The sequence below is a fragment of the Stella humosa genome (genome assembly GCF_006738645.1).
Classification (GTDB): domain Bacteria; phylum Pseudomonadota; class Alphaproteobacteria; order ATCC43930; family Allostellaceae; genus Allostella; species Allostella humosa.
Window position 1 is genome coordinate 4,238,025 of the sequence record NZ_AP019700.1, and the last position, 12,203, is coordinate 4,250,227.

The 12,203-nt window shown below is 69.0% G+C and carries 9 protein-coding genes; 4 read left to right on the forward strand and 5 right to left on the reverse strand.

Annotated elements, in window-relative coordinates; genetic code table 11:
• The first annotated feature begins 67 nt into the window (after positions 1–67).
• Positions 68–1,360, forward strand: a complete 1,293-nt coding sequence (locus tag STVA_RS19870; RefSeq protein WP_123695722.1) for an NAD(P)/FAD-dependent oxidoreductase — start codon at positions 68–70, stop codon at positions 1,358–1,360.
• A 348-nt stretch (positions 1,361–1,708) separates the two neighbouring features.
• On the opposite strand, the gene STVA_RS19875 is transcribed toward STVA_RS19870, so the two are convergent.
• A complete protein-coding gene (locus STVA_RS19875; protein WP_123695720.1) occupies positions 1,709–2,491 on the reverse strand; it encodes an SDR family NAD(P)-dependent oxidoreductase in 783 nt (260 codons plus the stop codon).
• Positions 2,492–2,647: 156 nt separating this feature from the next.
• Here STVA_RS19875 and STVA_RS19880 point away from each other — a divergent pair, with 156 nt between their 5' ends.
• Positions 2,648–3,436 (forward strand): FadR/GntR family transcriptional regulator, encoded by a 789-nt coding sequence (locus STVA_RS19880; RefSeq protein WP_170221609.1) that lies wholly within the window; start codon positions 2,648–2,650, stop codon positions 3,434–3,436.
• Positions 3,437–3,548: 112 nt separating this feature from the next.
• Complete coding sequence (locus tag STVA_RS19885; protein ID WP_170216763.1) at positions 3,549–4,490, forward strand: branched-chain amino acid transaminase; 942 nt, start codon at positions 3,549–3,551, stop codon at positions 4,488–4,490.
• 49 nt (positions 4,491–4,539) lie between these two features.
• On the opposite strand, the gene STVA_RS28405 is transcribed toward STVA_RS19885, so the two are convergent.
• From STVA_RS28405 to STVA_RS19905, 4 genes are all read right to left on the reverse strand, one after another.
• Entirely contained in the window at positions 4,540–6,150 is a 1,611-nt protein-coding gene (locus STVA_RS28405; RefSeq protein ID WP_123695714.1) for a thiamine pyrophosphate-binding protein, read from the reverse strand.
• Positions 6,134–8,260 (reverse strand): hydantoinase/oxoprolinase family protein, encoded by a 2,127-nt coding sequence (locus STVA_RS19895; protein WP_123695712.1) that lies wholly within the window; start codon positions 8,258–8,260, stop codon positions 6,134–6,136. The genes STVA_RS28405 and STVA_RS19895 overlap by 17 nt, the downstream gene beginning before the upstream one ends.
• Before the next feature lie 38 nt (positions 8,261–8,298).
• Positions 8,299–9,957: a hydantoinase B/oxoprolinase family protein gene (locus STVA_RS19900; protein ID WP_123695710.1), complete on the reverse strand. Its 1,659-nt coding sequence runs from the start codon at positions 9,955–9,957 to the stop codon at positions 8,299–8,301.
• 86 nt (positions 9,958–10,043) lie between these two features.
• Entirely contained in the window at positions 10,044–11,030 is a 987-nt protein-coding gene (locus STVA_RS19905; protein WP_123695709.1) for an NAD(P)-dependent oxidoreductase, read from the reverse strand.
• Between the two features lie 214 nt (positions 11,031–11,244).
• Between STVA_RS19905 and STVA_RS19910 the strand changes: the two genes are divergently transcribed.
• Positions 11,245–12,198, forward strand: coding sequence for a Bug family tripartite tricarboxylate transporter substrate binding protein (locus STVA_RS19910; RefSeq protein ID WP_123695707.1), 954 nt, complete (start codon positions 11,245–11,247; stop codon positions 12,196–12,198).
• Positions 12,199–12,203 lie beyond the last annotated feature (5 nt).

A 12,203-nucleotide genomic window follows, 5' to 3' on the forward strand; every position in this document is an offset into this window, starting at 1 on the left:
CGACCGGGGGTCGGCCGCGGGCGCATGATCGCACGATCGATCGGACCGACATCAACAGCCGGCTGCCATGACCCGCTCCAAAGTCCACGAGTTCAACGCCCCGTCCGGCTGGAACGCGCTGTTGCCGCCGCGCCGGCCGACCGAGCCGATCCGCGGCAAGCACCGCGTCAAGTACGCGGTCGTCGGCGCCGGCTACACCGGAACCGCCGCGGCCCGCCGGTTGCACGAGCTCGATCCCGCAGGCGACATCATGCTGGTCGATGCCGGCACGGTCGGCGAGGGCTCGTCGGGCCGCAACTCCGGCTTCACCCGGCCGCTCGAGTTCCCGATGGAGCTGACGCGGGCGAACGCCGGCAAGGTCGCCAAGATCAAGCCCTTCTACGAGGAAGGCTTCTACTGGCTGAAGGACATCGTCGAGCGCCACGGCATCGACTGCGGGCTGGTGCGCGCCGGCGTCATCCGGGGTGCGGCGACCGACCTGGGCGAGAGCCGCATCCGCACGGCGAGCGCGGTAATGGACGAGCTCGGTTACGAGCACCGGATCGTCCCACGGGAGGAGCTGAACGACCGCGTCGCCACCGCCTACTACCGCTGCGGCCTCCTAGTCACGGACTCCTACCTGCTGCAGCCGGCGGCCTTGATCCGCGGCCTCGTCGACAACCTGCCCAGGGAGATCGCGGTGCACGAGGGGTCGACCGTGCGCCGGATGTCGCGGCCGGGAAAGTGGGTGCTGGAGCTGGACGGCGCCACGATCGAGGCCGACCAGGTGGTCCTGGCGACCAATGCCTACGTCAAGCATTTCGGCTATCTCGTCGACCGGACGGTGGCGACCTACACCTACGCCGCGATCACCGAGGCGATGGCGCCGGAGGATGCGGCGCGGACCGGCTCCATGACCCATTGGGGCATCCTGCCGCCGCACAAGATGGGGACCACCTGCCGCCGGGTGAGCGAGAACCGGCTGATGGTGCGCAGCCTCGCCTCCTACGAGGGCGAGCTGCGGCCCGACGTGGTGAAGGCGGGCCTGACCGACATCTTCCGCGCCCGCTGGCCGCATCTGGCCCATGTGAAGCTGGAGCATGTCTGGGGCGGCGCCACCGCCTTCACGATGAACGGCTCGCCCTGGTGGGGGAAGTTCGACGAGGGGCTCTTCTCGGCCGGCGGCTGCAACGGCGCCGGCATCACCAAGGGCACGCTGCTGGGCAAGCGCCTGGCCGAACTGATGACGGGCCATGGCGACCATTCCGGCCTGGCCGACGCGTTCGGCGAGCCAAGTTGGCTGGCGCCGGAGCCGTTCCGGCGTATCGGCTACCACGTCATCGCGCGCAAGGAGCGCAAGCTGGCCGGGGCGGAGCGGTAGGCGGCTTCCCCTTTGCTTTGACCTGAGCGGCGACTCCGACCGAGCCGGTCCTTTGGCCGCGACCGCAGACGATCTACTGCCGGTCCCGGCGGTTCGTTCGTTTCCGCTGCTTGTCCGATGATCTCGGATTCGAGGTCGTGGAGAGGACTGCATTCTCCGGCCGTCCGTAGACCGCAGATCCCGTGTACCTGGACCCCGCCCCGACTGAACGTGCAGTGCGACAACCCGCCCCTCTCAACGATCTCGATCTGGTCGGCCGCGATGATCGAGGAAAAGCAGTGTGCGATCGTGTTGGCCGTGCGGTCAGCGCAGCCGCGCTGACCGCTCTGGGAACGGCCGGATCTGAGGCTATGGCTGGGGAGCGACCGGAACGGTGTAGTTGAGACCGCCGCGGCCGCCATCGACATACACGGTCTGACCGGTCATGTAGCCGGCATCCTCGCCCGCAAGAAAGAACGCCACGCCGGCAACATCGGCGCCGGTGCCGAACCTGCCGAGCGGCGTTCGCGACAGGATGCGGTCGCGACTGACCGGGTCGGACAAGAGGCTCTCCCGATTGAGTTCGGTCACGATAGTGCCTGGGCCGATCGCGTTGACGCGGATCTTGTGGGGGGCAAGGCTGAGCGACATCGCCCGCGTCAGCGACGAGATGCCACCCTTGGATGCCGCATATGGCGAAATGGTCGGCATCGTCATGATGACGCTGGTGGACGACATGTTGACGATGGCACCGCCGCCGCCACGCTCCACCATGTGCCGCGCCACGCGCTGGCCGCAGAGGAAGACCGACTTGAGATTGGTCTGGATGACGGCATCGAAATCCTCCTCCGGCAGGTCGAGGAAATCGTAGCGGCGCATGATGCCTGCATTGTTGATCAGGACGTCGATCCGGCCGAAGCGTTCCAGCACGGCGTCGATCGTCGCGTCGACCTGCTCCTTGATGCCGACGTCGCAGCGGAAGAACGCGGCCTCCGCCTTCGCACCGATCTCGGCGGCCGTGCGCTTGCCCGCCTCGTCTTCGATGTCGAGGATCGCCACCTTGGCGCCCTCGGCCGCGAACCGCTCCGCGCAGGCGCGGCCGATGCCGCGTGCCGCGCCCGTGACCACCACCGTCTTGCCAGCCATACCCATGTCCACCAACCCTCGTCTCGAAGGCCGCCACCGGCCCATTTGCTGGCCGATAATATAGGATACTAGTTTACCTTGCTACTAGGGATCGGTAGCGGGGGTGGTTATGGACCGGCCAGTCGCCTATATTCGAGGCGGTGGGAATGGGAGTCTGCGCCAGTGTCGCTTGGAGCCATGAAGTTCGAGACGTTGAAGCCGGTGAAGGCAGCCCAGTTGATCGCCCAGCGCGTGCGCGACGCCGTGCTGTCGGGCGAGCTTGCGGTGGGCGACCGGCTGCCGACCGAGAAGGAACTGATCAAGCAGCTAGGATACAGCCGGGCGGTGGTCCGCGAGGGCCTGCGGCTGCTGGAATCGGATGGGCTGATCCATCTCCAGGCCGGGCGCAATGGCGGCGCCGTCATCAGCAGCCCGAACACCGAGCGGCTCGTCTCCAGCCTGAACACCATCCTGCGCCTGCAAAGCACGACCGTGGCCGAGGTGCACGAAGCCCAGCGGCTGATCGAGCCCCTGGTAATCCAGCTCGCCTGCGACCGCGCGACGGTCGAGGACATCGCCGCCGTCCGCCGCACCATCGAGCTGATCGAGGAGAATCCGGGCGACAAGGACCTGGTGCTGGAGCAAAGCAACCGCTTCCACACGCTGCTGGGCGAGGCCGCCCACAACAACGTCATGGCCATCATCACCACGCTGATGCGCGAGGTCGTGATCCAGATGGCCTATAGCGGCGATGCGGCCGAGGCGCTGACCATCGCGCGCATCCACCGCCGGATCCTCGACGCCGTCGAGGCGCGCGACGTCAAGGCCGCGACCCGCCGCGCCCTGCGCCATCTCGATGCCACGGAATGCGTGATGACGACGCGCGAGCCGGCGGTGGCCGACGCGACCGTGGTGCCGCTCGGCCGGCGCAAGGCCGCCAGTACCGCGCGGGTGGCAGTGGCCAAGGACTGAACGCCGCCGCGCCACGGGACCACTGGCGCATCAATAGGTATACCAGTATACGCTGATGCTGCCTTCTGCCCGGGTGGGGTGGACGAGCGATCGACGCATACCGGAGGATGCCATGGCGGCCAGTGCGGATTTCGTGTGGAAGGATGGACGGATCGTGCCGTGGGCCGAGGCCACGGTGCATGTCTCGGCCGAGACGGTGCTGCGCGGCGCCAACGTGTTCGAGGGCATGCGCGCCTACTGGAGCGAGGCCGAGAAGGAACTCTACATCTTCAAGAACAAGGAGCACCTGCGCCGCCTGCGCCAGTCCTGCAAGATCATGCGGATGACGGTGCCCTACAGCGACGACGAGTTCACCCAGGCCTTCATCGACCTGTTGCGCGCCAACAAGTTCACCGCCGGCGTCCACTTCCGCCCCGTGGTCTATTTCGGCGAGGGCGAATCCTATGCCTGGAAGCCCGAGGACATCCACAACGGCGCCTTCGTCATCGCCTATTCGCGGCCGCACGCGCCCTCGATCAAGAACGGCATCAAGAGCTGCGTCAGCACCTGGCGGCGCAACTCCGACAATGCCTCGCCGTCGCGGGTGAAGGCGGCCGCCAACTACCACAATTCCCGCCTGGCCCAGGTCGAGGCGAAGATGAACGGCTTCGGCCCGCCGATCATGCTGAACGACCGCGGCGAGGTGGCCGAGAGCCCCGGCGCCTGCTTCATGATGGTGCGCGACGGCGTCGTCATCACGCCGCCGGTCAGCGCCGACATCCTGGAGAGCATCACGCGCCAGACCCTGATCGACCTCTATCGCGAGGAGCTGGGCGTCACCGTCATCGAGCGCGACATCGACCGCACCGAGCTCTACATCGCCGACGAGACCTTCTTCTGCGGCAGCGGCGCCGAGGTCCAGCCGATCACCGCCGTCGACCACTACGACGTCGGCGACGGCAAGGTCGGCCCCCTCACCCGCCGGATCCAGGACCTCTATTTCGACATCGCCGCCGGCAAGGTCGACAAGTTCCGCCACTGGCTCACGCCGGTATACGGCAACAGCCGCCCCTGAGGGCGGCCCGGCCACCTCCCCGCCCGGCGGACGGGGAGGGGGGCCTGCATTACAGTTCGCGCAGGGCGTTGAACTGCGCGACGTAGCCGGACGCGTCGATGCGGGCGGCGATCACGGTGGTGCGACCGGTCTTCAAGGCCGCCTGCAACGCATCGCCCAGCGCATGCTCGGTGTCGACCACGACGCCGTCGGCGCCGAAGCCTTGGGCCAGCTTCTCCCAGTCCATGCCGCCCATCTTCACGCCATAGGTCGGCAGGCCCTTGATCTCCTGCTTCACGCGGATCAGCCCGATCTCCTCGTCGTCGAGGACGACGACGATGATCGGCAGCGCCTCGCGCACCGAGGTCTGCAACTCGGCCACCGCCATCATGAAGCCGCCGTCACCCGTGAAGGCCACCACCGGCCGGTCCGGATGGGCCAGCCGGGCGGCCAGCGCGCCCGGAATGGCAAAGCCCATCGAGCCCAGGCCGTTGGAGGTGAGGAACTCGCGCGGGCCGTAGGACTGCCACTTCTGCACCACCAGCAGCCGGCTGGCGCCGGCATCGCAAGTAGCGATCGTGTCGCGCGGCAGGACGGCGCGGGCGACCTCCATCGCGCGCTGCGGCGACAGGCCGGTGGCCGGCGTGTCGAGCGCCGCCACCACCTCCTCGCGGAAGGTGCGCGCCGCCTTCTCGCCCCAGCCGCTGCCCTCGGGCGCCCACTGTGCCAGGCCCGCCAGGATCGACTTCAGGTCGCCCACCACCTCGGGCGCCGCCGGCACCACGGCATCGAGGTTGGGCGTCCCGGCCAGCGACATCACCGGCAGCGAATAGGGCCAGGGCTTGGGCTGCAGTTCGATGGCGTCCAGCCCGACCGTGACGATCAGGTCGGATTCCAGGATCAGCTTGCGCTCGATCAGCCCGCCGATGATGCAGCCCGCGCGCAGCGGGTGATCCTCGGGGATGGCGCCCTTGCACTTCGACGTGGTCAGGACCGGCGCGCCCAGCCGCTCGGCTAGCGCCACCAATTCGGCCGAAGCCCGGCTCCAGTAGACGCCGAGCCCGACCAGAAGGATCGGCTTGCGCGCCTTCGCCAGCACCGCCAGCGGCTCCTTCAGCGCGTCCCGATCGGGGATCATCGGCACGATCTGCGGCAGCAGCGGGCCCTCGCTCGTGGCCTCCCCGGCTTCGCGCGTGGTCTCGCTCTGCGGCATGTCGAATTGCACCGGCCCCGGCGGCAGGGCGCAGGCGGTGCGCACCGCGCGGCGCAGTTGCTGGCGGACGGTCTTGGCATTGATCGACGTCGACCATTTCGTCACCGGGGCATAGAGCGCCCGCTGGTCCAGCCGCTGCCGCAGGCCGATCTCGTAGGTCGGCGCCGAATACTGGTCGGTGATGGTGATGAGGGGGCAGCGGTCCATCCAGGCATGGGCGACGCCGTTCACCATGTTGGCCGCACCTGGCCCGCGCGTCGACAGGCAGACGCCGGGCGAGCCGGTGATCTCGCCCCAGGTGGCGGCCAGCATGGCGCCGGCCGTTTCCTGCTTCATCAGGATGAAGCGCATGCCGCGCTCGCGCGCGGCCTGCATCAGTTCCACCGATTCGCCGCCGGGGTGCCCGACGATGAACGGCGTCCCCATCTCCTCGAACGCCTGGGCCAGGACCTCAACGGTGGTCGGCATGTTCTTCCTCCCGCGATTCCACCGCTTGGGCGGGTGGATCTATGTCGATGATGAGATTGAGATAGCGGTCGACGGAGACGCGCGCGTCAGGGCCGACGACCACGGTCGACTCGCGCTCCTCGATCACCGCGGGCCCGCGCAACTCGGCCCCTTCCAGCAGCGCATAGCGGCTGTAGACGGGGCAGGCGACGAAGCCGGTCTCGGGGAAATAGACGTCGCGCATGCCCTTGAGGGCATCGCCCTTCTCGGTATGGGCGCCGGCGAAGTTCAGGCGGATGTCGGGCACCGGCCCGGACGCGCTGAGCCGCCAGGTCAGGGCCTCGATCGGCACCTCGGTGATGCGCCGGTCGAAAAGACGCTCGTAGGTCGTGAAGAACTGGTCCTGGAGGGCGGCCAGCGAGTCCGGGCCGAGACGGCCCTCCGGCATCGGCACGCTGATCTCGAATCCCTGGCCGACATAGCGCATGTCGGCATGGCGACGGATCTCGACCTGGGTGACGCCGGCATCGGCCAGCAGGCGGCGCCCCTCCTCCTCCATCTCGTCGAACAGGCGGTTGAGGTGATCCCAGTCGATGCCATCCAGCCGCGAGACGTAGCTGCGCACGAAGTCGATGGCGGACGGCGCCACCAGGAAGCCCAAGGCCGACATCACGCCCGCCCCCAGCGGGCAGATGATGCGGCGCAGCTTCAGCAGCTTGGCCAGGCCATAGGCATGCACCGGGCCCGCCCCGCCGAAGGCGATCATCGCGTAGCGCCGCGGGTCGCGCCCCTTCTCGGCGATGTACATGCGGGTGGCGGCCGCCATGTTCTCGTTGACGATGCTGTGGATGCCGGCAGCGGCCTGGGTGACCGACAGGCCGAGGGGGCGCGCGACACGCTCGGCCAGGGCCGAGCGCACGCCCTCCAGGTCGAGCGCCATCTCGCCGCCCAGGAAATATTCCGGCGACAGGTAGCCCAGCAGCAGGTCGGCATCGGTCACCGCCGGCTCGGTGCCGCCGCGGCTGTAGCAGACGGGTCCCGGCTGGGAGCCGGCACTCTCCGGCCCCACCTTCAGGAGGCCCATCTGATCGACGCGGGCCAGCGAGCCGCCACCGGCGCCGATCTCGATCAGGTCGATGACCGGCACCTTCAGCGGCAGGCCGGAGCCCTTGCGGAAGCGGCGCACGCGGGCCGCCTCGAACTCGTGCGCATGCTCGGGCCGGCCCTCGTCGATCAGACACATCTTGGCCGTGGTGCCGCCCATGTCGAACGAGATCAGATGGTCCTCGCCGATCAGCCGGCTATAGAACGAGGCGCCCATGGCGCCGGCCGCGGGGCCGGATTCGATCAGGCGGATGGGGAACTGCTGGGCCGCCCGGATGGTGGTGATGCCGCCGCCCGACAGCATCACGTAGAGGGTGCCGGTCAGCCCCATCTCGCGCAGCCGGCTTTCCAGCCGCGCCAGGTAGTCGCGCATCAACGGCAGGACGTAGGCGTTGGCGACCGTGGTGCTGCCGCGCTCGAACTCGCGGATCTCGGGCGCCACCTCCGAGGAGATGCAGACCGGCAGGTCGGGGGCCAGTTCCAGCAGCACGGCCTTGGCGATCTTCTCGTGGGCATCGTTGCGATAGCCATGCAGGAAGCACACGGCGATCGCCTCGACCCCTTCCTTCAGCAGGGCCTCGCCCGCCGCCCGCACGTCGGCCGGGTCGAGCGGGCGCAGCACCTGGCCCGCGGCGTCCATGCGCTCGTCGACTTCCAGGCGCAGGTAGCGGGGCGCCAGCGGCTCCGGCCGCTCCAGGAACAGATCGTAGAGGTCGTAGCGGATCTCGCTGCCCATCTCGATCGAATCGCGGAAGCCGCGGGTCGTGATCAGCCCGACTCTGGCCCCCTTGCGCTCGATGACGGTGTTCGTCACCAGCGTCGTCCCGTGGACGATGCTGTCCACCGCGCTGATCGGCGTGCCGGCCTCGCCCAGCAGGCGCTCGGTGCCGTCGATGATGGCGATGCTGGGATCACCCGGCGTGGTCAGGCGCTTGCCCGTGAAGATCTGGCCGCGCGCCTCGTCCACCATGACGAAGTCGGTGAAGGTGCCACCGACATCGACGCCGATCCGCGTGCTCTGGTCCACTCTGCCCTCTCCCCCGGCGTTCCGTCCGCTCGGCCCCGTCACTGCTCGACCCCGTAGTCCCGTGCCGCCGCCTCGGCGGACACGTAGCCGTCGCGCACGTCGCGGGCGACGGCCGCCGGGTCGCGCGCGCCCGGGTCGCCATACCCGCCGCCGCCGCTGAAGCGCATCGACAGCCGGTCGCCCGGCACCAGCATGCTGCGGGACTTGGGATGGGGCTTGGTGCCGTCAGCCAGCGTCACCGAAACGAGCGCCCCCTCCTTGCCGCCCAGCAGGCCGCGCGGGGCGTACTTCTGGCGATCGGACAAGAGCGACAGGCGCACCGGCTCGGGCGAGCGCACCTCCACCTCGACATCCTGGCCGAGCCCGCCGCGGAAGGTGCCCGGCCCGCCCGAATCCGTCCGGAATTCCTTCTTCCAGACGATCAGGGGCGAGATGCTCTCGAAGGCCTCGATGCTGCCGGCGCCGGCATTGGTGGGGAAGGCCGTCGTCGCCAGCCCGTCCTTCACGGCAGACGCGCCCATGCCGCCGCTGGCGAAGAGGATCTGCGAGAAGCGGTTGCCCTGGTGGTCGACGCCGCCATAGACCGAGCGCAGGGTGGGCGCGCTGCCGGACTCCGCCGTCACCTTCTCCGGCACCGCCTGCGCCAGCGCGCCATAGATGGCGCCGGCCAGGAGGTGGCCGGTCAACTGGCGCGCGTTGCAGGGCGCCGGATACCGCGGGTTCAGGATCGAGCCCAGCGGCGCGTCGACCGTGACAGAGCGGTACGACCCCTCGTTGCGCGGCGTCATCGGGTCGAGCGCGCATTTGATGGGATAGACCGAGTAGGCGTAGGTGTAGTTCATCACGGAGTTCAGCCCGCGGCCGATCTGCTTGGACGTGCCGGCATAGTCGATATGCAGGTCCGACCCCTTCACGGTGATCGTGCATTCGATGTGCGTCTCATCGGCATCGAAGCCGTCGGCGTCGACGCTGGAATGGTAGACCCCGTCCGGCACCGCCTCGATGGCCCGGCGCATGGCGATCTCCGCCCGGTCCTGCAACGCGCGCGACAGCGAGGTGAGGTCGACCATCCCCGCATCGTCCAGGAACTCGGCCAGGCGTCGGGCGCAGACGCGGTTGGAGGTCACCTGCGCCTGGAGATCGCCCATCACCTGGTCGGGGACGCGTACGTTGCCGAGGATCATCTCGGTCAGCTCGGCATTCTGCCGGCCCTCGGAATAGAACTTCAGGGGCGGGATGCGCAGCCCCTCCTCGAACAGTTCGCGCGCGTCGCAGCCCCAGGGCGCCCCGCCGATATCCGGCAGGTGGGCGATCGAGCCCGAGAAGCCGACCAGCCGGCCGCGATGGAAGATGGGGGCCGCCATCGTCACGTCCGGCAGGTGGCCGGTCGCCATCCACGGGTCGTTGGTCATGACGATGTCGCCGGGGCGCCACTGGTCCTTGGGATAGCGTGCCAGGAAGTGCTTCAGCGTCCGCGGCAGGATGCCGACGAAGGACGGGATGCCGGCCGTGTTCTCGGACAGGGAGTCGCCGTTGGCGTCCATCAGGGCGGTGGCGAAGTCGTTCGATTCGCGCACGATCGTCGAGAAGGAGGTGCGCAGCAGGGCGGCGGCCGATTCGTCGGCGATGGAGATCAGCCGGCTCCAGAATATCTCGAGCGAGACCGGGTCGAATTCGGTGCGCGATGTATCGGGCATTGTGGCCTCCCAACTCTTGGCCTCAAGGACGGCGGCGGCCACGAGGCGCCTCCGGTCGTGCGATTTAATCGGTATACTATATTACTTTATGAGCGAGCAAGCGGAGGAATGAAGGCCGCGTCGGCGGCCGGCAGGCCGCGCCCGGCGAGGTAGTCCGCCGCATTGGCCGCCGCACGGCGCAGGACGGCCTCGAAATTGTCGACCGTCGCCCCGGCCAGGTGCGGCGTGACCACCGTGCGCTCGTGCGTCAGCAACGGGCTGCCGACCGGCGGCTCGGCCGCAAACGTGTCCAGCGCGGCCGCGAACAGGTGCCCGTCGACCAGGGCCGCATGGAGTGCGGCCTCGTCGACCAGGCCGCCCCGCGCGCAATTGACCAGGATGGCGCCGGGCTTCATGCGGGCGATCCGGTCGGCGCCGATCAGCCCCCTGGTCTCGGGCAGCAGCGGCAGGTGGAGCGAGACCACGTCGGCCCATTCCAGCAGCGGGTCCAGATCGAGCCGCGTGACGGACAGCCCCGCCGCCACCCCGGCCGGGGCCGCGACCGGGTCGAAATAGGCCAGATGCACACCGAAGGAACCGAGCAGCGTCGCCACCGCGCGGCCGATCGCGCCGAACCCGACGATGCCGACATTCTTGCCGTGCAGGTGCCGGTTGATGCCGCGCGCCTCCTCCTTGTCCCAGGCGCCGGCGCGGGTGCGCCGGTCGATCAGCGGCAGCCGGCGCATCGCCGCCAGCATCATCATCACGGCATGCTCGGCGACGGGTATCGCGTTGCCGCCCGCCAGCCGCGCGATGGCGATGCCGCGCCGCTCGCACACCGCCCGGTCGATCTTGTCGATGCCGGCACCCAGCTTCTGGATCAGCCGCAGGCGCGGCGCCGCCGCCAGCAGCTCGGCATCCACCGGCGCGCCGACGACGAAGGCGACCTCGGCATCGGCCAGTGCGGCCGCGCGATCGGCCGGGGCCGCACTGGCCGCCAGGCGGATGGTCCAGTCGGCGGGCAGCACCCGCGTGACCGCGGCCGCGATGGCCGGATGGAATTGGTCGATCAGGCCGACGCTGATGCCCGCCATTGCTGTCTTCCCCCCTTCCGCGGACGCCGAGCGCGCCCGCGGGCATTTTCCACCCCGCACCTGCCGCCACGCCAGAAAGACCGTTGACGACCATGGTACGGACAGAAATATAGTACACTAGTTGCCGTGTAGCTCAACGCTGCGATCGGCCGGGGAAAGAGAAGCCCGCCGCAGGGCCGCGATCCCGACGCTTCCTCGAACAGGAGAGGTCCCGATGTACCGCCTTGCCGCCCTATTCCTCTGTAGCCTGGCCCTCGCCCTGCCAGCGCGGGCCGATACCTTTCCCAGCCGGCCGGTCACGCTCGTGGTGCCGTTCAGTGCCGGTGCGGCCAGCGACCTGTTCGCCCGCATCTTCACCAAGGAACTGAAGGACCGGCTGGGCCAGCCGATCGTCATCGACAACAAACCGGGCGCCAACGGCGGCGTCGCGGCCGAGTTCGTGAAGCGCGCCAAGCCCGACGGCTACACGATCCTGATGGGCACGACCGGGACCGCGTCGAACGTCTGGCTGTTCCGCCAGCAGCGGGTGGACCCGACCAAGGACTTCGAGCCGGTCACGCGCCTGGGCTCGATCAACTGGGTGATCGCGGTGCATTCCAGCTCGCCGCACAAGACGCTGGCGAGCCTCGTCGATGCAGCCAAGGCGCAGCCCGGGCAGTTGAGCATCGGCCATGGCAGCGCCGGCGGCCTGATCGCCAGCCACACGCTGCTGAAGGCGTTCGGCATCGACATGATCTCGGTCCCCTATCGCAGTTCGCCCCAGGCGACGACCGACCTGATCGGCGGGCGGCTGGCGGCCATGGCGTCGGACTTCGCCTCCGGCGCCGGCTACTTCGCCGCCGGCGACATGCGGCCACTGGCGATCAGCGGCAAGGACCGCTCTAGCCTCTATCCCGACGTGCCCTCGATGGACGAGTCGGGCGTGAAGGGCTTCGACCTGGTCGGCTGGTTCGCCGCCTTCGTGCCGGCCGGCACGCCCAAGCCGATCATCGACACGCTCAATGCCAAGCTGGTCGAGACGATGGCCGCGCCATCGGTCCGCCCGCAGGTCGACAAGCTGGGCATCGAGATCGTGACCGGCACGCCCGCCGCACTGACCGAGCATCTGAACCGCGAGATCGCCAAGTGGGAGGTCTTTGTGCGCGACGCCGGCCTGCAGCCGGAGTAACGCCT